We start from the raw sequence: 20,108 nt of genomic DNA on the forward strand, positions 1-20,108 counted from the left end.
TCCGTTTCGGTCTGGAGGGTGGATTAATGCTCAACTTTTGAAAGAAAGCTTTTGAGGCGTTCCGTCTTTGGTTGGCGGAGAATTTCGTCGGGTGCCCCGGTTTCCACAATTTGTCCGGCTTCCATGAAGATGACCTTTGAGGCAACATTTCTTGCAAAGCTCATTTCGTGGGTAACTACAATCATAGTGGTACCGTCCGCAGCCAAGCCTTGCATAACGTCGAGAACCTCTCCAACCAGTTCGGGATCGAGCGCTGAAGTTGGTTCGTCGAAAAGCATGACCTCTGGTTCGAGAGCCAACGCACGGGCGATCGCCACGCGTTGTGCCTGACCACCCGAAATCTGTTGGGGGTACAGATCGACCTTGTCTGCCAACCCTACACGATGCAACAATTTCATCGCAAGTTCGCGTGACTGGCTTTTCGTTTTCAACCTGTTGAGCAACGGGCCCGACATCACATTTTGCAGGACTGTCATGTGAGGGAACAGGTGGAACCCCTGAAAGACCATCCCCGTTTTACGGCGAAACTCTGTCTTGACCCGTTCAGGGAATTTGCTCTTCGGTTCAAATTTCAGCCGGTTGCCACCAACTTCGATCACACCTCGTGTGGGCTGTTCCAAAAGGTCGAGACAGCGGAGCAGGGTTGATTTTCCGCAGCCCGATGGACCAATAAGGACAGCGACGTCACCGCGGGCGACTGAAAGGTCAATTCCTTTCAAGACCTCATGGGTACCGAATGTTTTCTGCAGCTTTTGAACACTGATCATCGCAGCCACCTTTAATGTTTGATTTCGAAGCGGTTGGCTATCAGCGTGACAGGCGTAAGGATTGCCAGATAAAGCAGAGCCGCAAAGGTGTAGACTTCAAGGGGACGATAAGTTTCCATCGTCAGACTGCCGGCTGCATACATGAGGTCAGGGACGGCAACCACCGACAAGAGAGACGTGTTTTTGAGTTGTAGAATCGTCTGGCTGACGATTGGCGGAATCATGCGTCGTGTGGCCTGCGGCAGAATGATGTGTCGCATTTTGGTGTAATAAGAAAATCCAAGGACGGTGGACGCTTCCCATTGTCCGCGATCAATCGAGATGACTCCGGCCCTGAAGATTTCGGCTGAAAACGCCGCCATGTAGAGTGTAAGACCCAGACCTGCTGCAAACCAGTCGGGCAGTGTATAGCCCGTGAGCATTGGCAATGCATAAAAGAACCACACGATCTGCACCAGCAGGGGCGTGCACCGAAAGAGATGAATGTAGGTATTGATGATCCACGGCAGGATCGGAATACGAGATACCAGAGCAAGCCCCAGAACCACACCGATCAAAAGACCGGCCAACGATGTAACAAATGCATAGGCTATGGTCACTCCAATCGCGTTGAGCCATAATTGTCCGTCTTGGATGACAGACCAGTCAAATTGATACATCCGGATGCACTCCCATTTTGCAGCGACGGCAAGTCCCGATCGGTTCGCTTTTTTTCCAGCTATCCCGATTCTTTCCTGACGAAAAGAGCTTCTGCACAAAATAGTAGTTTTAAATTGTATAGCGATTTAAATTAATCGCATTATGATTATAATAATGACCGATGAGCCTTTCTTGATAATTATAGACCTAAAAACGCTAATTATCGATTTTTCGCTTGCCGTCCAATGCCGGCCAAGACAATGTCTCACCCGTCAAACGGAAGTCCTCAGAGAAGGGCCATTGGAAGGGATCAATAGGATGATTAAATCGGCCGCAACTGTGCTATTAGCCAGTGCAAGCATCGCATTCTCGGCGCCGGCGATGGCTGAATCCGTATGGGACAAGATCGAACGCACCGGTGAAGTAGTGTGCGGTGGAGTCAGAAACTATCCCCCCACTTCGTTCTATGTGGGCGGGGATCTGGGATATGCTGGCTACGGACCACGTGTGTGCCGTCAAATGGCCGCCGATCTTGGCAAAGCAATGGGGAAAGAGCTAAAGCTGAAATGGCGTGAGGTAACCTGGCAAAGCATCGTCCTTGATCTGCAATCGGGACGCCTTGATATTTTCCCGGGAATGACCGCTACCGAAGAACGTAAGAAGGCTTTGGCGATGGCCGGACCTGTCTGGCAAATGTCCGACTGCGTTATCGGAGCCAAAGGCAAGGAGCCGCTCAAAAACTGGTCTGAATACAATACGCCAAACGTAACTTTTGCAATGGTCACGGGTGCAGCGCAGACAAACTTTATCAAGCACGACATGCCTGAAGCCAGGATAATGAGCCTGAAAGAAATGAGCGAAGCCATCATGGCCGTGCAGTCCGGACGCGCGGACTACATGTTGCAGGAACTTCCGATCTGCATAAAGACCTTCGAAAGCGCGCGGGTTGTTTTCTCGAGCTACACTGTTCCGGAACCTGTTCACGGCATCCCTGTTTCGGCGGCGACACGAAAAGACGAAGACGGCCGTGTTCAACAATTCCTTCAAAAATGGGCCGACGACAACCGATCGAAACAGACAATCGTCCCCCTACTCCTTGAAGGCTTCAAGGATGCAGGTATGGATACAACTGCGCTCCCAGAAGGTATACGTTTCTAGATCAACTTCAGGTGCCGAAATCCGGCACCTGCATTCCTCTGTCCGACTGCGATTGCTGAAACGAGAATACACAGAAAATTCTCTGATCAATGAGGGAATGAATAGTTACATTGGGCGGATCGATGGTATCGGAAATGCTGCGCAATAGCAGAAAATTGGATGTGATGGGCATGAATCCAGAAGAAATGGACGACCCGATGATGGTCCGCTCTGTCGAAAAAGCCTTTCGGGTTCTTGAGACCTTTGACCCTGTGCATTCTCGTCAGACTTTAACGCAGCTCGCGCAACGGTCCGGAATAGACAGGTCAGCCGCACAACGCTTTGTTCATACACTTCTGAACCTCGGCTATCTACAGAAAGTTCCCGGTACAAAGAACTACGAGCTTGCAGCTAAGTCGCTCAACATGGCTTACCGCTATACGCGTTCGAGCTTGCTCATGCAGAGAGCACATCCTTATCTGCTACATCTAAACCGGAGTACCGGAGAGACTATCTCGCTCACTTTGCTCGATGATACCGACATTATTTACCTTGCGCGTTACCTTTCCTCAAACACGCTCGATAATGACGTTATCGTCGGCAGTAAGCTTCCCGCTTATTGTTCGGCCGCAGGGCTTGTTTTTCTTGCCGGACTTGCTGATACAAGAATTAAGGACATCCTTGAACGCAGTGATTTGCGGGCGTACACACCTAAAACAATTTTCGAGCCTGAGAAAATCTGGCAACGTATCCACGAAACGCGTCAGCGCGGTTTTGCCATTGCCGAAGAACAGGTTTACGCTAACGACATCGCGCTTGCAGCCCCCATCTATCTCCCCGACGGTCATACGACAGCTGCAGTGGTTCTTGCCGCTTCCAATCTACGCTATAATGAAGACACACTGGTCAGGCAGTTCGTACCTATGATGATCTCAGCAACGCGGTCGGTCACGCAAATTATGACCTGAGGCAGATGATCTATTGGCGCTAGGTTAGTGCCCACTCGTGGCCGCAGGAGCTTAACGGTAATTCCCGCTTTATCGTTCCACCCACAAGGCAGCTATGAAGCAACTTCATGACCTTTAAACTGCCAGTCAGAACGGTGATGTTGGAATTGGAGCATTTGCCGATCAGCTATTGCTTACCCACCAATCGCGCGTATCACCGATTAATCAAAATCGTGCGCAGATCGTTGGCGTTCGTGCCGGTTGGTCCCGGCACGAACCGATCCCCAATGGCATTGAACGCTGTCCACCGTTGTTGGCAAGACGCGCCGCGCCATCCTCGCCCGCCTTTTCCGCCCTTTGCCGCAGATGGTAACTGTCCTTTCGCCGCCTGACAAAATGATCACCCGCTTTTTGAACGGGCGGTCACGGTCGGCCACCTCACGGGCAATCGCCGCATGAACATGCGCCACTCCCCGCGCCTCTCCTTCCATCGCATCGGACAGGATCACCGTTTCGACGCCATGGCGCCCGGCTTCCATCGTCGCCGCCTCCAGTGAAACGGCGGCGGAAGCAATCACCCACTTTATTTTGCGCGAAGACCGCATCGTCCGGCTTGGGCGCGTAGGCTGCATCGCTCTTGATGTGATCAAGCGCTGCCTGAGGCAGTTCCAACCGGTAGCGTTCGATGACCTTCAAGGCGCCGGCCAAGTTCGCGCTTCAGCCGTAATGATGAGGGAAGCCAGACTGGCAAGTTCAGTCAGTCACGTGTTCTGGGGTGGTAGCTCTAGACGAGTTCTCTCCCAGCCCCTACAAGCAGCGACATCGCGCGCCATGCCAATCAGCGCTTTGAATGCGGCCGAGGAATTTCGCCTGCTCGGATAATAAAGGCACAAGGGCGTCAACGGCGGTGTCCAATCTTCGAGCACGCGTATCAGGCGCTCCGCAGCGAGGTCTTCGCGAACGTCGGATTCCATGAAATAGCCGATACCGACATTGTCCAGAACAGCGATGCGGGAAAGGCTGGCTTCGTCGAGCGTAATCGGTCCTTGCACATCGATCTGGATCGCCTGGCCGTCCTTCTCGAATTGCCAGCGATGCAGCGCTCCGTTCGGAAGCCGGATGCGAATGCACGCATGGCGCAAAAGGTCACTCGGTACACGCGGCATGCCATTGGCTTTGAGATAAGCCGGCGTTGCAACCACGGCGAAGCTGCGGGTTGGTCCCACCGGGATGGCGATCATGTCGCTGGGGACGAGGTCGGCGCTCCTGAGGCCGAGATCGAACCCCGCGGCCACAATGTCCACAAGGCGCCCCTCTGTGACGAGGTCGACGTGAACATGGGGATAGCGGCGCAGGAAGCGTAACAGCAGGGGGCCCAATATCTCGCGCGCCGCGGTCGGGAAAGCATTGATTCTAAGCGTTCCGGACGGCGTCTCTTGCTGAGAACGGACGATTTCCATCGCGTCATGGATGGTCCTCACCGCCGGGCCGACCTGATCGACGAAGGCACGCCCGGCATCGGTGAGGGAAACGCTGCGGGTCGTGCGGTTAAACAACCGGACACCGAGCTGCCGTTCGAGCTTGGCGATGGCGTTGCTCAGCGCCGTGGTCGACAGTCCAAGGTCGAGCGCTGCAGCCCGAAACGACCCACGCCGCGCTATAGCAAGAACCGCATCGAATTCGACCAGCCCGTCCTTCATCATTATCCCGATTTTCGCAACGTCATATTGCGATCTATTCCGATTATCACTGCAAAAGTCCAGAATTAATGTTGGCATCGTTCCGGGCCGGAAGGACGAACTCGGCGCTTGGTCAAGAAATGGAGATAATGATGGCAATCGCCTTACCCGATATCATCGCAGAATATTTCGCTGCCGACAGGCAAAGAGGTGGAGAGGCCGTCGCCGCGTGCTTTACCGACGACGCCGTCGTGCAGGATGAGGGAAATAGTTACGCCGGGCGGGATGCGATCCGGCGGTGGAAGGCCGACTCCTCCAAGAAATATACTTATCGTGCAGAGCCCTTCAAGATCACGATGGAAGGCGACCGTATCATCGTCGTCAGTCATCTCGCCGGCGATTTTCCCGGAAATCCGGTGGATCTTCGCTATCAGTTCGTCCTTGACGGGACGAAGATCGCCGGGCTGGAGATTACGCTATGAGCGCGGGCCCTCAGCGAAGTGTCCGCCCGTTCCTCGACCTAACCGGAAAGCGGGCCGTGATCACTTCTGGTACGCGTGGCGCGGGTGCCGCGACTGTCCGCCTTTTCAGGGAACTGGGCGCGCAGGTGCTGACGACGGCGCGAACCCGTCCCGAAGCGTTGCCGGAACCGATGTTCGTGGCGGCCGATCTGACGAGCTCGGAAGGCTGCGCCGCATTGGCCGCGGCCGCGAGCGAACGCATGGGCGGAGTGGATATCATCGTCCACATGCTCGGCGGCTCGTCCTCTCCCGCGGGGGGCTTTGAAGCGCTCAGTGACGAATTCTGGAGGCGGGAACTTGGTCTCAACCTTATGCCGGCCGTTCGCCTCGACCGTGCGCTCGTTCCCGCGATGGTCTCGAACGGCCGCGGGGTCGTTATCCATGTTACATCCATCCAGCGCGTGCTACCGCTGCCAGAGGCGACGACCGCTTACGCCGCGGCAAAGGCGGCCCTGTCAACGTACAGTAAGAGCCTTTCCAAGCAAGTGGCGCCGCACGGGGTCCGGGTTGTTCGTGTGTCTCCCGGCTGGATCGAGACCGAAGCGTCCATCGACCTGGCGATGCGCCTTGCGGCCGAGCATGGCGGCGACGTCGAACTCGGCAAGAGGATGATCATGGACTCGCTCGGGGGCATTCCGATTGGGCGCCCCGCCAAGCCCGAGGACGTCGCCGATCTGATCGCCTTCCTCGCGTCCGACCGGGCGAGCAGCATCACGGGAACCGAATATGTGATCGACGGAGGCACGGTGCCGACGGCCTGACCGCGACATCAGCGCATAGCGCAAATAAAATCATCCTCGCCGGCATTGCATTCTTCAGGATGGCGTTGCCACCCTCGCGCAGACCGGCGGATGTGCGCAAGCGATGATCGAGGCACAAATATGTTAGAAATGACGTCTTTACGCCGCGCTTGTCGGTGAATCGTGACAGCGGTGGGGACTATGAGGGTCTGACGGCGCATCACTATCATGTTCGGTCTCCAGAACCCGCTGGCGTCCCATGCAGGTGATGTCGCCGCGATCCGGCGGCAGTTGGGACAACCATTCTGCTCGCATGCAGCTCGAGCGGCTGCAAAATCAAGATAATCCTGGCGGCATTTTTTGTTTCCGTCCGAGGGCGATTTTGCTCGCTCAGCTCCCTGCTCTCTCAGTCCGCGGTGCAGCAAATAGCGAGAGTTGCTTTTGAGAGGCCACGGAGTGATCGCACCTTGAGGGCGACCTCGATTGCAATTCATGCGTGTATGAAATCGCCGGCGGACAATGCAGCATTCCAGCGGATGAGCGATGATGGTGCGGTTATTGATACTACAAACCAAAGTCATCTCCGTTTAGAGAACTGACACCCAAGCAGATAAAAATAATTAAATTTCTCACTTTATGGTGGGGTCACCTCGAATTACCTTTTAAATACTTGGTTTTAATAGCCATTAAATAAAATCGACAGCCGAATTCATTCGTCTGAAAGCCGCCTTACGAACATCTATGAGAGAAAACTAAACATGATTATTGCTCAAAATCATTGAAGATTGCGTTCTTTGTGGGTATCTGACGAATGAATTCCGATCACAATCGATATTTCAACTTCTGGATTGTCGAATACTTATCTCACCTTCTGATAATCTCACCCATTCACTCGCATGGAATAAGTATATTTAACTTCCACAAGGATGCAGGCGGGAAATTCTGGGAAACCACATTCAGAATGAGAGTCAAATGTACAGTCGAACGAGCTTTATTGCACTTCTTGCGTCGTTCTTGATCTCTATACTCACGTCGCTTGCCAATGCTCAGGACGCCAACGCCGTCGTCGACGAGCCGCCAATAAGGCCGGTCACCGTTGGTGTTTATGTTCATCCGCCTTTTGTTATGAAAGAGGACGGCAGATATACCGGCATGGCAATCGATTTATGGGAAGAGTCAGCTCATCAGCTCAACCTGCAGACAGAATATGTGGAGATGAATAATGTTGGGGCACTGATTCAAGCGACCCAGACGGGCAAGGTTGATGCTGCCGTCACCAATATGTCCGTTACGCGTGATCGCGCCGAACGTATTGACTTTACGCATCCCTGGTTCGACGCCGGTCAACGTATTATGGTAACAAAAGGCCATGGTGCTGGGTTCTGGGATTTGGTCCAAGGATTGCGCGATTCCGGCCACCTTCGCGCTTACGGTTGGCTCGCCCTGGTTATTCTGACTGCTACCATATTGATGACATTCTTCGACCGCCGTTTCGATGAGGATTTTCCAAAGCGCTGGCGCGATGGTTTTGCCGAGAGTTTTTATACGGTCATGACCGTTGCAACTTCAGGAAAGCCAGTGTCCCGCAAAAACCTTTTCGGATGGATCGGCCGTATCTGGCAAGCGGCATGGCTGGTTTGCGGCGTAGCGGTTCTCGCTTATGTTACGTCTTCCGTCACAAGCGTAATGACTACTTTGTCCTTGACCAGCCAAATCACAAGTGTTGACGACCTTTCCGGACGCACAGTCGGCGTGCAACCGGGAAGCGTCTCGGAGGTTTATGCGCGCGAGAATGGGATAAACGCACTGCCTTTCGATCAGATCGAAAAAGCCGTTGATGCACTGATCAGAGGGCAGATCGATGCGATCATCGGCGATGCACCGGTACTGGAATACTACGCTCACGTCCATACCGACAAGCCCGTTATCGTTGTCGGTTCGATTTTTGAGCCGGACAAGTATGCTTTTGGCCTTCGAAACGGTAGCGATCTGACACGTCGATTGAGTGTGGAGTTAATCGGCGCCTCGGAAAATGGTAGGATCGAGGAAGTTAGAAAGCAGTATTTCGGTGACGAAAATGACTAGGTTCGTTCTTGTGTGCGGCATCTGAGCGGCCAGTCTCAGTTTTCGACAGGTATTGCAGCTGATTTGTCGGATATCAGGGGCGTGTGCCACTCCATCTTACGGCCCAAGCTTCAGGCCTTCCATGTGTGGACCGTACATTGTAATCTGACTTCAGCGTTACAAACGAAAGAAAGCTGCGCTTGGATATCGAACGATTGGCTATCCCTGATTTGGCAGCATTGGTTGACAAGGAGATAGCTAAACGTGGTCGGCCGAACGTCGAAAAAAAGAAGCCGTCACCGCTTTTAATTGCTCCCGAAGTTCTAATGCGCTTCAAAGCCAAAGGTTAGGAATTGGCGAGCTGATATGAATGAGGGCCTGCGGAAGGCCGGCAGGCTTTCAATCACACTTCCAGTCCAAGACCTGGAAGCTTGGCCTTTCGCGTATTCTTCGGCAAAGCTCGCGAGTACCCCGACTGATGCAATTCCGGCCTTTTTGGCACCGGATTTTACCACCTCCCAGTGCTTTGGCTCGCGAACTGAGCTGAGGAACTCGTGGCCCTGGAACGTGAGGCTCTGTACAGTGTAACAAGCGTGAAGGCGATCAGGGTTTTCTTCGTCTGGCAACGTATCGATGATTGCGACGATGAAGCCCGCTTCTCTCGCGCGAACTACGTGGTAGGCGATCTGTTGGTGCGACCAATTTCCAAAGGTAAAGTCCCCCAACGAAGATACAGCGTCAGTCGCATGTTCCTCGATGTAGAGCAACAACTCCCGAATAAGGTCCATCTCCAATTTCATCTGCGATCTCACAAATAAAAGGAGACTACAGCGATGCAGATGGGCGTGCTAGGAAAAACTTCACAACACAAACGCGACGCCGAAGGCGCTTGCCGACCTTACCTCTGCGTTCCTTCCAACCTGTTGCGGTCGTTCTTTACGGCTTCACCAATGCTGAAGGCGGCAGCTCCTGCTCAGCCTATCTGCCGATACTCTTCTCCGTTTGGCGGAAGTCGCGCGGACTCAACCCAATGGCGCTACGAAACATGAAGGTGAAGGCGCTTGGCGACTGGTAGCCCAGATCGAGCGCCACCGAGCTGATTTTCTTGCCGGCGGCGAGCTGGGTGACGGCGTGAAGAATGCGGATTTGCCTTAGCCAACGGGAAGGTGTCATCCCCGTCTCCTTTATGAAAAGCCGCTCGATTGTCTTACGGCTGGCCGAAGCGCCAATGAGCCATTCGTCGATAGAAGCAATCGAACCCGGGGCATCTATCGCGGCTTGCGCGAGTCTGGAAATGCGCTTGTCCCGCGGCATCGCAATTGAAAGCGGGATGTCTTTGGCAGCCACAATTTCATGGAAGAGCAGCTCGTATAAAGCCGCCTCATGCGGCTTGCTGAGACCGGAGGACTCGCTGGCCGGGACAGCGCCCATCAAAGCCTGAAGAACCGGCGTCATCTGAACGATACGAGCCCTTGTTCCGAGCCTGTCCGCCTCTGCGCGGTTCACGTCGACATAAATGATCTCATTGCTCGATACATAGCGCAGCCAGTGTTCGACATCAGGCGGTATCCACACAGCCATGGCCCGATTGAGCAGGAGTACCCGGTCGCGTGTGCCAACATAAATCGAACCGCGAATGGCAGAAAAGAACTGCCCGAAATCGTGGGTATGCCAGCCGAGGTCCTGCCCCGCCTCCTGGCTTTCAATGTCGCGAGTATATCGGGGCCTTGTTGCACCGGGCATCGTGATGGAACCCAATGTTGGTTTGACGAAATCTAGATATAGATAGATCAATCATCGACAGAAAGACAGGGCACTATTCCCTATTCTAGCCGTGCATTCGGACATGAAAGGACAGTGCCAGCCATGGTGGCAACCACAACACGCCAGGACGCGGTGCCGGATTGGGCCGCAATCGCGATCGTCATATTGAGCGTGACCGCCTTTGCAGTCGCTCAGGGTCTCACCTTTCCGCTCATTTCCCTTGTGCTTGAAACAAAGGGCGTGGCCGGAAGTCTGATCGGTCTGAATGCCGCCGTTTATGCGGCCGGCGCGATAGTGTCTGTTCTGACAATAGATCAACTCACCGCAAGGGTCCGGGGAAACCTCCTGATCGTCGCGGCCTTGTTCGGCTGCTCCATCGGCCTTGCGGCGTTCGCCATGACCGACAGTTTGCCAGTCTGGTTCATTGCCCGTTTCGCTATCGGCTTTTGTGCGAGCCTGATCTCGATCCTGAGCGGAGCATGGCTGAACACAGCGACCCCCGACCGCATACGCGGACGCATTTCCGGCTTCTACGGAGCCGGCATGTGCGCGGGATTTGCGGCCGGCCCGCTGGCCATTCCTTTTCTGGGCACGACTGATGGTTCTGCCTTCGCGCTGGTGTCTGGCTACATTGCATCGATTGGTCGCCTGCGCAATCTTTAACGGCAGCGCTCGTAGCGTGCCGGAACGCGCGCCGGCAGGCGCATTGCTGCGCTTTATCCGCGTCGCGCCTATTCTGGTGCTCATGGAACTGGCCTTCGGTTTTGCCGATATCGCTGCGATATCCGGTATGGCCGTCTACTTCGTTCGCGTGGGCCACTCAGAGGCGTTCGCGGCCTACGCGATCACTGTGCTGTCGCTTCCCACAGCTTTTGCCCAGCCGTTCGTGGGATGGTTGCTGGACAAGACTTCGCGCGCCGGGGTAACGATCGGCTGCGGCCTTATGGGGGCGGTCGCGTCCCTGATCATTCCATTCCTTCAGTCGCAAGCAGCCATTCTGCTGGTCTTCGCAGTTATTGGCATCGCCACATTCGCCCTGAGCACATGCGCCCTTACAATTCTGGGCGAGCGCTTCAGCGGCGGAATGCTGATAGCCGGAACCGCCTGCTTCTCGCTGGCCTACTCCGTCGGCAGCGCAATGGGATCGACCGGCACGGGCTTTCTCCTGGATTGGACTTCGCCAAGTGCTGTCCCGGCAAGTGTCGGCTTGGGTCTGCTTGCGTTCACGATACTGGTTCTATTCAGGCGTCCGTGAACCAAAGCGAGCGAGCCAAACGATTTCGCATAAGCTGGGCAATCTTCATTCCCCTCTTCGCGAAAGTTACTAACATGATCGCCGAAACGTCTGCTTTGGCAAGGGCGTGAATGCCAAGTCGATGACCGGAATGAGGGCGAAAGAGGGGTCAGCTGGTTCGAGTCTCGCGGCATAACTGCGCCGGGAAAAGTATCTTTCAACCTGTTGAACAGCAGAACGCTGAAGCGAGCATCCGGGCAAGTGCCCAGAATATCGAGGAACTGCTGGGCAGCCGTAATTCGTCGCTTTTCACGGTAGGCAAGCAAAGAGGCATGTTCGTTCAAGTTCAACAGAGACGGTCAATCTCCCGCTCCGCGACGGATATGCGATCAGAGCCTAAGCTCATACCGACGCCGAGGAGCGACAGATCTGCGAGCAGGGCTTCAACTCTTGACGCTGGTTCACCGCTCCCAATCGAAGACGGCGACCTTGGCGACGGCGGAGCCGACCCGAAGCGCCGATGGATCACCACCCCGGTCGCGGGGGCTGTCTCCCTCCCAGTAGATGCCACAGGCCCCAAGCTGCCAAATCAGCGCTCGGTTTCCAGAGATTGGTTCTTGGGACATTAAAGGGAGAGGACGAACCAAGTTTCCCGATTTGCTCGTCATTCTTGTTCACGCCTTCAGGGCTTCGATGATGTCGTCATGAGAGAGCGTTATCCGTACCCGGATGAAGCAGATGCTCGGCGCTGATCGCGGCTGTAGCGTCCTGCGTTATCGCATCGCTAACGCTTTTCTTTCTTAGGGGATGCCTCCATTGATCTCGATCGATGGAATATCGTTGCTTGGCGTTGCGTGGCCCGCCCCTCTAGGTGGGGCGAGCCTTCTGTGGTTATTGCCTCAGAAATCCATGCCGGCGCCGGCGGGCATGGCCGGAGCGGCTTCCTTCTTGGGCTTCTCCGCAATCATCGCTTCTGTCGTCACGAGAAGTCCTGCCACAGAAGCGGCATCCTGGAGCGCGGTGCGAACGACCTTGGCCGGATCGATGACCCCTTGGGCATAGAGATCGCCATACTCGTCTGTCTGGGCGTTCCAGCCGTAGGAGAACTCTGTCTTCTCGCGCAGCTTGCCGACGATCACCGACCCTTCCGCGCCGGCGTTTTCGGCGATCTGACGAACGGGTGCCTCGATAGCACGGCGGACGATCTCGACGCCGAACTTCTGATCCTGGTTAGCCGTACTGAGGTTGTCAAGTGCCTTGACCGCACGCAACAACGCGACGCCGCCACCGGGCAGGACGCCTTCCTCGACGGCTGCGCGGGTTGCATGTAAGGCGTCGTCCACCCGGTCCTTCTTTTCTTTTACTTCGACTTCCGTCGAGCCCCCGACCCGGATGACGGCAACCCCGCCGGCGAGCTTCGCCAGGCGTTCCTGCAGCTTCTCGCGGTCATAGTCGGAGCTAGTTTCCTCGATTTGGGTGCGAATCTGAGTGACACGACCATCGATCTCGGACTTGGAACCCACGCCGTCGATAATGGTAGTGTTTTCCTTCTCTATCGCCACCTTCTTGGCCCGTCCGAGCATGTTGAGCGTGACATTCTCGAGCTTGATACCGACGTCTTCCGAAATGACAGTACCACCGGTCAGGATGGCGATATCTTCCAGCATGGCTTTACGACGGTCGCCGAAGCCAGGAGCCTTGACGGCAGCAATCTTTAGACCACCGCGCAGCTTGTTCACGACGAGCGTTGCAAGAGCTTCGCCTTCGACGTCTTCAGCGATGATTAGGAGAGGTTTGCCCGACTGGACCACGGCTTCGAGAACCGGAAGCATCGCCTGCAGATTGGAGAGCTTCTTTTCGTGGATTAGGATATAGGGATCCTCAAGTTCCACCCTCATCTTGTCCTGATTGGTGACGAAGTATGGGGACAGGTAGCCGCGGTCGAACTGCATGCCTTCAACGACCTCGAGTTCGGTTTCGGCGGTTTTGGCTTCTTCAACGGTGATGACGCCTTCGTTGCCGACCTTCTCCATCGCCTCGGCAAGGTAACGACCGATCTCCGTATCTCCGTTGGCGGAGATTGTAGCGACCTGGGCGATTTCGGAATTGCTGGTAATCTTGCGAGCGTTTGTCTTCAGCTCCTTGACCACAGCATCGACGGCAAGATCGATGCCGCGTTTAAGGTCCATTGGGTTCATACCTGAGGCTACCGCCTTGGCGCCTTCCTTGACGATCGCCTGGGCGAGGACAGTTGCGGTCGTGGTGCCGTCGCCGGCCAGATCGTTGGTCTTGGAGGCAACTTCGCGCAGCATCTGCGCGCCCATGTTCTCGAACTTGTCTTCAAGCTCGATTTCCTTGGCGACCGAAACGCCGTCCTTAGTGATACGCGGCGCACCGAACGACTTGTCGATCACCACGTTGCGGCCCTTCGGACCGAGCGTCACCTTTACAGCGTTGGCGAGAACATCGACCCCGCGCAGCATGCGTTCACGGGCATCGGTGTGGAATTTGACTTCCTTTGCAGCCATTTTTTTAACTCCTCAATAGGCAGCTATCTGACTGATGGTTGTGGGGGATGTTCAGGCGGCTTTTTTCTGCTCGGCCGGGGCCTGGATGATGCCCATGACATCGCTTTCCTTCATGATTAGAAGGTCTTCGCCATTGATCTTGATCTCGGTGCCTGACCATTTGCCGAATAGGATGTGATCGCCGACGCTGACGTCGAGCGCCTGGATCTGTCCGGCATCGTTGCGCGCACCGGGTCCAACGGCGATAACCTCGCCCTCCTGCGGCTTTTCCTTGGCGGTGTCGGGAATGATGATGCCGCCTTTGGTCTTTTCTTCGGATTCTACCCGGCGAACGAGAATGCGGTCGTGAAGTGGTCGGAACGACATGTTTTCCTCCAATGGACAAACAGTGATGACGTTGTTCCCCTTGGCCGGACCGGATGACCAGTCCGGGCGGGTGCAAAGCCTCAATCGAGCGTTTTGCGCGAGATAATCTGGTTTCGCGATTTTCCGATTTCAAGGGGCGCGCTCAAAAAATTAGCACTCCGTTCATATGGCTGCTAACACGTTGGAAAGGAACAACTATTGAGCTACTGCGTTCGAAAACTCGTTGATGACTGCAGATTTTTGCGTCACCTTGGAATTGTCAAGAAACGGAGATGAAGCATGCAATTCTCATCGGATCTCGAACGACAACTGAATGGCTACGGCCTCACCACCGCGCACATCCTCTACCGCATACCGGATTTTGAAGCCGTGCTGCAGACCTATATCTGGCAGGACTTTGATCTGGCTCCCGATTTCCCGGAAATGCACAAGTTCCTCGATTTCTGGCAGGCTAACCTTGATGGTCCTCTGCATTCCGTGCGCTACAGTCATCAGCGCCTCATCGGACCGAACGAATGGCGACGCGTCGAAGGCGAGTTCAAACTGCAATGAGGGCTTGAAACTAAAATCTGCGATTCCCAGCTCTTCCACGGCCAGGGCTTGACGAGCTCGGTCTTTATCCGCTCATTTTTACAAATGAGGCTAAAATGGAAGAGACTTACGATTTCATCAAAGATCTTGTCGTGGTAGAGCGCGAGGAGATCTTCATCGATATCGCTCGCGCCCTTGAGCAAACAGCGGGAGACGCTTTCATCGAAGGCCACGGTCAGTTCGCAGTGATGTTGACGAGCATGGCTGAAGCGATACGTATCAAGCTTGCGCGTGATGATCTGCACAATGCCGAACGCGTATTGCAACCGGCGGCGGCGCTGATTGCGAAGTTCAAAGCTGTGCATCCCTACCCGCTGGTGAGTAAGTCTGTGCACTGATGCGGGCGCGCCCGCTCTACTGCGCTCTACTGACGCGACGCCCCCAAGGGTGCTGCGCCGTACGTTTGCGCCCTTCCGATCAGCCAAGGCCCGAAATAGTTCGTGCCGGTAGCTGAAAGGAGCATTCATGCACCCTATCGTCACCATCATCATCTTGGAAAGAATGTCCGATGTTGAAATCGACATCGCGCGGCGCCCTTTGATATAGAGTTAAGCATCGGGCTTCGCAGAATGTCCTTGCAACCTGATGTTCTATACGATATCATTTTCCAGAAATGATGCTGGAAGAGACATCGAATGGACTATGAAACCCAGCATATCGCCGAACGACTGAGAGAGACGCGACAGGTCAAAGGCTTGAGCCAGCGCACCCTGAGCAGGCTTGCCGGTGTGCCGCAAGCGCAGATATCGCGTATCGAATCTGGTAGCGTTGATCTGCGGTTATCCAGCCTGATCGCTATCGCGAACGCCCTTGATCTGGAAATCACATTGGTGCCGCGCAAAGCTCTGCCAGCGGTTCGTTCGATTATTCGTCAGACATCCGTCGCGACATCGCCATCGGAAAAGCCGGATGCGCCACGGCCTGCATATTCCCTGGATGAGGATGACGATGCCTGACGTTTCCGTTCTTACCGTCCGACTTTACGGTCAGGTCATAGGCACCATCACCTATGTCGGCGGTGAGCGGACTCTGTTTGCCTTCAACGAAACCTATGTTGAAAATTCCGATCGCCCGATCCTTGGCCTGCGGTTCAAGGATCAGTTCGGCGAACTGCTGACGGACTTCAGGCCGTACAAAATCAGGCTGATGCCATTCTTTTCCAACTTGCTGCCGGAAGGGCATCTGCGCAGATACCTCGCGGAGAAGGCAGGGATTCATGCCGATCGCGAATTTTTCCTGCTGTGGGTCTTGGGGCAAGACTTGCCCGGCGCAATCACGGTGACGCCAGCCGATGGCGAAGCATGGCCGGACGCCGCCTATGACGAACCGCAAGGTGAGATTGCGAAAGCGGCAGCGGAAGATGCCTTGCGCTTCTCCCTTGCCGGGGTGCAGCTCAAATTTTCGGCGGTCACTCAACCAAGCGGCGGACTGACAATTCCCGCAAGCGGTGTCGGTGGCGATTGGATCGTCAAACTTCCTTCACGCGAATTTCCGAAGGTGCCGGAAAACGAGTTTTCGATGATGACCCTTGCCAAGATGGTCGGCATCGATGTTCCGTCGATTGATCTGGTCGATGTCAGATCGATCGCAAATATGCCGGAAGGCATCGAACAACCTGGACAGAAGGCTTTTGTCATCGAACGGTTTGACCGAAATTCCGAAAGCGGCGTCATCCATATCGAGGATTTCGCACAGGTGTTCGACGTCTATCCGGAAGAGAAGTACAAAAAGGCCAGCTTCCGGAATCTGGCATCGGTCATCGCCACCGAATCCGATCACGATGACATTGCGGAATTCATCCGCCGTCTGACGTTCAATGTCTTGATCGGAAACGGAGATATGCACCTTAAAAACTGGTCACTGATCTATCCTGATCGGCGTCACGCCAGGCTTTCCCCCGCCTATGATTTTGTCTCAACGATCCCGTATATTCCGAATGATCAATCCGCCCTGACATTCAGCCGGACAAAGGATTTTGCGGGCTATACGATTGACGAACTGGAACACCTCGCCGCAAAGGCGGCTCTGCCCCGCAAGCTTGTAACCGATACTGCGAAAGAGACGGTTTCCCTTTTCATGGATCGGTGGACTTCGGAGAAGTCCCATCTGCCGATGGACGGAAAGGTGGTCGAGACAATCGACAAGCACCTTGATAAGCTGCCGATCGTGACCGGCGGGGCACAATAGGAAGGATGCGGCCTAAGCCGCATTCGATGAGATTGCTGACAGCCAAGGAGTGCAGCCAGTTGGCGGCTTCGGACGCTTTCGACGCGGCGCTGAAGATCGCCTTCTTGTCCGATTTCAGGACTTCAAGCCAGTTCTTGATGTACTGCGCATGATAGGCGCGAGGCTCAGGCGTGATGCCAAGATCACTGCACAGGAAGGCTGCGTCAAGTTCGGCCACCAATTCTTCGACGGCATAAGCTTCGGAACCGAAGCGTCCGGACATATCACGATCAAGGCGGGATTTTATGCCTAACCAATGGGTCAGTTCGTGGCAGATCGTGCTGTAGAAGCCCTCGGCGGGCGTAGTTGTATCTGTGCTGGTGGAGCGGCGGCGTTCCGGCATACGGATGATGTCGAGCGAGGGGACGAAGCAAGCCTTGTCGCCGATTTCCACAACAACCGCGCCCGTGGCACGGACAGAGATTCGGCGCGGGCGATCGGATCGAAGAGCGACGCGTCCGGAATATCGTTTTGCTCGATCGGAAAATCCTTAAACGACCCCGAACACTGCGATGGATCGGCAAAGATTCTCCGCAGACTGATCGGGAAGATTATCTCGCACCAAATGGGGATAAAAGCGCCCTTGTCGCTGATCCGTCCGGCGATCAGCCAGGTATCCTGCAAATCGCTCAAGGCGGCGGAGGGATTAAACTGAAACCACGGGAAGAGCTGAACAGGAAGCAGATTTCCGAAATTGAGCAGGTCGAAATCCTGACAAATCCTTAGAAACCTTTGATTTCCGTACCCTACCGGGTTGCAGGTCAAGATGGTTGAGGGGGCATGCACCCATCCTAACTTGCGATCATCGCCGCCGGCCGATGATCTCCTAAAAATCCTTCTTACCGGCGACCGCAGAGGTTTATTTCGTACCGCGGCGTAGCTTCCGTTCCTCAAGCGCTGGTCGACTTATCTGTTCCATCTCCCGAATTGGTGTACAAGGGATCAATGTTTGAAGAGCAATTTTCGCGGTGCCATCGAAGAAAATGCGGATGGGGCCTTTCAAAGGCTCGTGACCGCACGATCGCTCGTCCAGTCTTATTGATCAGACCTCGAATGCTCTCTGGATCGTTTGCCTGCCGCGAGATCAGATATCAAGCTCATCGGAGAGGCTGATCAATCCTCGATCAAACATCCAGTGCGCTGTGCCTGCGAGGGCGATACCATTGGTGAGAATATCGGGACCATTCGCCCCAACCGCTTTATATGAGCACCATCGACTTATGCGCGCCCACCGCCGTTTATGAGCTTCAAACCGGTGATCCCGCAGCGCTTGTCGCAAGCCTGCAATACCAGCCGCCGAACAAGCGGTCGCGAACAATCCGCGACGAGAGTTGCGCGGCTCGATCGCGCTCTTGCTCAAATACGAAGGCGCATGTTTTTCTTCTTCAAAGCCATACAACGGGAATACGCTATCTCGTTCGTCCAACCGAGGTAATTCAGGCTCATGCTCATCCAGGCCGATCGATACGATCCGGTTGAAATCTGTCGGCGAAACAGGTCGCACCGCCACTTGGGTCCTCCCGGAGATCCGTCCTCCTCATTGAGAACACCGCGTTCGACGACACCTTCCGCACCGCTGAACGGCACTGGGTTGATGAAATCCAGATAGCTGCCCGGTTCGACCAGCGCCAAATACATTCCAGAAGCCTTCGGATCCTGGATGACCTGGGCAACTTTAGCCACAGCAAAATACCCTCGTGTTGCCGCGACCTTGAGCGGCTCACAATAGATGATCCAATCGCCAACACAGGCTTGAACACGGCCAAGATATTGGCGCGGGAACTGATATTGTTCCGCCGGACTGTCATCGTAAATCGAATCCGAACGATGAATGAAGACCCCGAATCCCATGTTCCACGTTTAGCACGGTGAACCGGTTCAGGATATGCCAGCTGCGGCTCGCGCAGCCTAAAATCGAGCGGTTTAGAGTTCGTTTACCGCATGGCTTTAGCAGGCCACGCCCTGCATCTGTGAAGGTAATAAGAACGCAAGCCTGCCATGAGAAACCAAACTGATTCAACACTTCATTTTCAGCGCAAGATCTCAGAATTCTGCGATATCCGCATCACGCCGTTGGTCTCGAAGCGAGCGTTGGACAACATCAAGCCATATCTCGCCAGCCTGATCATCTATCGCAAACACCCACCCATGCGGGCCACCGGAGTGGATTGGCAGTCGATCACCGATGCCTGCGGTCTTGAATACGAAATGACGGCAACGCTCAAAAAGGCGTTGCGCCCTGGTCTTGAAGCGATCAAGCGCTGGATCGATAAGGAACGGTCGAAGGCCGATGACCTTCCCTCTCCTACCGGGGTAACCGAAAAGGCACCCAGTGCCTCACGGATGTCAACCGCTCGACCAGGTAAATCCGCCCCTCCCCGCCAAACGCCAGCGCGGGCCAAGAAGGCAAAGACCGGTGTAGCACCAAAGCCGGTTGAAGAATTTCCGAAACCGCTCTTCGATTGGACGGATGATCCGGCTGAATTTCAGCATGCTCTGATTTATCATATGCGACGGCATGGAGACACGTACTGGCATCTCCACCGTGCCGTGACCGGTGAGAACGGGAAGTTCGATCGCACGACACTGTTAAGCTGGACGAAAGGCACCAAAGTGCCGCGTTCGCTGGACAGTTTCGATATCCTTTCCAGGATCGAGCGCCGCTATCGCCTGCCAAGCGGTTATTTCAAAGGGAAGCTGCCCCACCAATCCCGTTCGGCTTCGGGACATGACGTCGGAAGCGATATCGGTGCCGCCGAACGGCGCCGGCTCGCCTGGCATCTGCCGGACGATTTCAATAATCTGCCTTTCAGCAAGCGAAAAGAAATTCTGGAATGGGTTCGCCGGGTAATCATCTCCGGCTCCACCGATTATCGACGCTTTCAGGCCGCAGCAACCCGACAGC

20 protein-coding genes and 3 pseudogenes are annotated in these 20,108 nt (G+C 55.0%); 13 read left to right on the plus strand and 10 right to left on the minus strand.

Annotated features, from left to right (window positions below; translation table 11 throughout):
* Positions 1-23 precede the first annotated feature (23 nt).
* Both ACOWVS_RS21295 and ACOWVS_RS21300 read right to left on the minus strand, forming a co-directional pair.
* Positions 24-767, minus strand: a complete 744-nt coding sequence (locus tag ACOWVS_RS21295; RefSeq protein WP_075042256.1) for an amino acid ABC transporter ATP-binding protein — start codon at positions 765-767, stop codon at positions 24-26.
* 11 nt (positions 768-778) lie between these two features.
* Positions 779-1,426 (minus strand): amino acid ABC transporter permease, encoded by a 648-nt coding sequence (locus ACOWVS_RS21300; protein WP_075042257.1) that lies wholly within the window; start codon positions 1,424-1,426, stop codon positions 779-781.
* A gap of 154 nt (positions 1,427-1,580) precedes the next feature.
* On the opposite strand from ACOWVS_RS21300, the gene ACOWVS_RS21305 reads away from it, so the two are divergent.
* Together ACOWVS_RS21305 and ACOWVS_RS21310 are read left to right on the plus strand one after the other, a co-directional pair.
* The gene (locus ACOWVS_RS21305; RefSeq protein WP_075042258.1) at positions 1,581-2,564 is read left to right on the plus strand and encodes a transporter substrate-binding domain-containing protein; all 984 of its coding nucleotides are present in this window, start codon (positions 1,581-1,583) and stop codon (positions 2,562-2,564) included.
* A 122-nt stretch (positions 2,565-2,686) separates the two neighbouring features.
* On the plus strand, positions 2,687-3,511 hold the full coding sequence (locus ACOWVS_RS21310; RefSeq protein WP_081375282.1) for an IclR family transcriptional regulator: 825 nt from the start codon (positions 2,687-2,689) through the stop codon (positions 3,509-3,511).
* Positions 3,512-3,704: 193 nt separating this feature from the next.
* On the opposite strand, the pseudogene ACOWVS_RS21315 reads toward ACOWVS_RS21310, so the two are convergent.
* Both ACOWVS_RS21315 and ACOWVS_RS21320 read right to left on the minus strand, forming a co-directional pair.
* Positions 3,705-4,189 (minus strand): annotated as a pseudogene (locus ACOWVS_RS21315) (glycerate kinase); the annotation flags it as partial.
* Positions 4,190-4,251: 62 nt separating this feature from the next.
* Positions 4,252-5,193 carry a LysR family transcriptional regulator gene (locus tag ACOWVS_RS21320; RefSeq protein ID WP_075042260.1) on the minus strand — a complete coding sequence of 314 codons (942 nt, stop codon included), beginning with the start codon at positions 5,191-5,193 and terminating at the stop codon, positions 4,252-4,254.
* A 128-nt stretch (positions 5,194-5,321) separates the two neighbouring features.
* On the opposite strand from ACOWVS_RS21320, the gene ACOWVS_RS21325 reads away from it, so the two are divergent.
* The 3 genes from ACOWVS_RS21325 (at position 5,322) to ACOWVS_RS21335 (ending at position 8,515) form a co-directional block, all read left to right on the plus strand.
* Entirely contained in the window at positions 5,322-5,651 is a 330-nt protein-coding gene (locus tag ACOWVS_RS21325; RefSeq protein WP_075042302.1) for a nuclear transport factor 2 family protein, read from the plus strand.
* On the plus strand, positions 5,648-6,451 hold the full coding sequence (locus tag ACOWVS_RS21330) for an SDR family oxidoreductase (protein ID WP_075042261.1): 804 nt from the start codon (positions 5,648-5,650) through the stop codon (positions 6,449-6,451). Before ACOWVS_RS21325 ends, ACOWVS_RS21330 begins: the two co-directional genes overlap by 4 nt.
* A 951-nt stretch (positions 6,452-7,402) precedes the next feature.
* Complete coding sequence (locus tag ACOWVS_RS21335) at positions 7,403-8,515, plus strand: transporter substrate-binding domain-containing protein (protein WP_075042262.1); 1,113 nt, start codon at positions 7,403-7,405, stop codon at positions 8,513-8,515.
* Positions 8,516-8,817: 302 nt separating this feature from the next.
* On the opposite strand, the gene ACOWVS_RS21340 is transcribed toward ACOWVS_RS21335, so the two are convergent.
* Positions 8,818-9,294, minus strand: coding sequence for a DUF2513 domain-containing protein (locus ACOWVS_RS21340; RefSeq protein ID WP_075042263.1), 477 nt, complete (start codon positions 9,292-9,294; stop codon positions 8,818-8,820).
* A 178-nt stretch (positions 9,295-9,472) separates the two neighbouring features.
* Positions 9,473-10,237: an AraC family transcriptional regulator gene (locus tag ACOWVS_RS21345; protein WP_139309294.1), complete on the minus strand. Its 765-nt coding sequence runs from the start codon at positions 10,235-10,237 to the stop codon at positions 9,473-9,475.
* A gap of 123 nt (positions 10,238-10,360) precedes the next feature.
* Between ACOWVS_RS21345 and ACOWVS_RS21350 the strand changes: the two genes are divergently transcribed.
* Together ACOWVS_RS21350 and ACOWVS_RS21355 are read left to right on the plus strand one after the other, a co-directional pair.
* Positions 10,361-10,921 carry an MFS transporter gene (locus ACOWVS_RS21350; RefSeq protein ID WP_247644452.1) on the plus strand — a complete coding sequence of 187 codons (561 nt, stop codon included), beginning with the start codon at positions 10,361-10,363 and terminating at the stop codon, positions 10,919-10,921.
* A 16-nt stretch (positions 10,922-10,937) separates the two neighbouring features.
* On the plus strand, positions 10,938-11,513 hold the full coding sequence (locus tag ACOWVS_RS21355) for an MFS transporter (protein WP_420973141.1): 576 nt from the start codon (positions 10,938-10,940) through the stop codon (positions 11,511-11,513).
* Between the two features lie 878 nt (positions 11,514-12,391).
* On the opposite strand, the gene groL is transcribed toward ACOWVS_RS21355, so the two are convergent.
* Both groL and groES read right to left on the minus strand, forming a co-directional pair.
* On the minus strand, positions 12,392-14,020 hold the full coding sequence (gene groL, locus ACOWVS_RS21360) for a chaperonin GroEL (protein WP_075042265.1): 1,629 nt from the start codon (positions 14,018-14,020) through the stop codon (positions 12,392-12,394).
* A gap of 51 nt (positions 14,021-14,071) precedes the next feature.
* Entirely contained in the window at positions 14,072-14,386 is a 315-nt protein-coding gene (gene groES / locus ACOWVS_RS21365) for a co-chaperone GroES (RefSeq protein ID WP_075042266.1), read from the minus strand.
* A 279-nt stretch (positions 14,387-14,665) separates the two neighbouring features.
* On the opposite strand from groES, the gene ACOWVS_RS21370 reads away from it, so the two are divergent.
* From ACOWVS_RS21370 to ACOWVS_RS21385, 4 genes are all read left to right on the plus strand, one after another.
* Positions 14,666-14,938 (plus strand): usg protein, encoded by a 273-nt coding sequence (locus ACOWVS_RS21370; RefSeq protein ID WP_075042267.1) that lies wholly within the window; start codon positions 14,666-14,668, stop codon positions 14,936-14,938.
* Positions 14,939-15,033: 95 nt separating this feature from the next.
* Positions 15,034-15,315: a hypothetical protein gene (locus ACOWVS_RS21375; RefSeq protein WP_075042268.1), complete on the plus strand. Its 282-nt coding sequence runs from the start codon at positions 15,034-15,036 to the stop codon at positions 15,313-15,315.
* Positions 15,316-15,612: 297 nt separating this feature from the next.
* Positions 15,613-15,933 carry a helix-turn-helix domain-containing protein gene (locus ACOWVS_RS21380; protein WP_075042269.1) on the plus strand — a complete coding sequence of 107 codons (321 nt, stop codon included), beginning with the start codon at positions 15,613-15,615 and terminating at the stop codon, positions 15,931-15,933.
* Complete coding sequence (locus ACOWVS_RS21385) at positions 15,926-17,164, plus strand: type II toxin-antitoxin system HipA family toxin (RefSeq protein ID WP_075042270.1); 1,239 nt, start codon at positions 15,926-15,928, stop codon at positions 17,162-17,164. Before ACOWVS_RS21380 ends, ACOWVS_RS21385 begins: the two co-directional genes overlap by 8 nt.
* On the opposite strand, the gene ACOWVS_RS21390 is transcribed toward ACOWVS_RS21385, so the two are convergent.
* A complete protein-coding gene (locus ACOWVS_RS21390; RefSeq protein ID WP_247644454.1) occupies positions 17,052-17,597 on the minus strand; it encodes a zincin-like metallopeptidase domain-containing protein in 546 nt (181 codons plus the stop codon). The two genes, ACOWVS_RS21385 and ACOWVS_RS21390, sit on opposite strands and share 113 nt — an antisense overlap.
* Before the next feature lie 77 nt (positions 17,598-17,674).
* Between ACOWVS_RS21390 and ACOWVS_RS21395 the strand changes: the two genes are divergently transcribed.
* On the plus strand, positions 17,675-17,929 hold the full coding sequence (locus ACOWVS_RS21395) for a hypothetical protein (RefSeq protein ID WP_247644455.1): 255 nt from the start codon (positions 17,675-17,677) through the stop codon (positions 17,927-17,929).
* A gap of 164 nt (positions 17,930-18,093) precedes the next feature.
* On the opposite strand, the pseudogene ACOWVS_RS21400 reads toward ACOWVS_RS21395, so the two are convergent.
* A pseudogene (locus ACOWVS_RS21400) lies at positions 18,094-19,054 on the minus strand (HNH endonuclease).
* 240 nt (positions 19,055-19,294) lie between these two features.
* Between ACOWVS_RS21400 and ACOWVS_RS21405 the strand changes: the two are divergent.
* Positions 19,295-20,108: pseudogene (locus ACOWVS_RS21405) on the plus strand (hypothetical protein); the annotation flags it as partial.

Origin of the sequence: Brucella sp. IR068 (genome assembly GCF_049065885.1) — a bacterium.
Classification (GTDB): Bacteria; Pseudomonadota; Alphaproteobacteria; order Rhizobiales; family Rhizobiaceae; genus Brucella; species Brucella intermedia.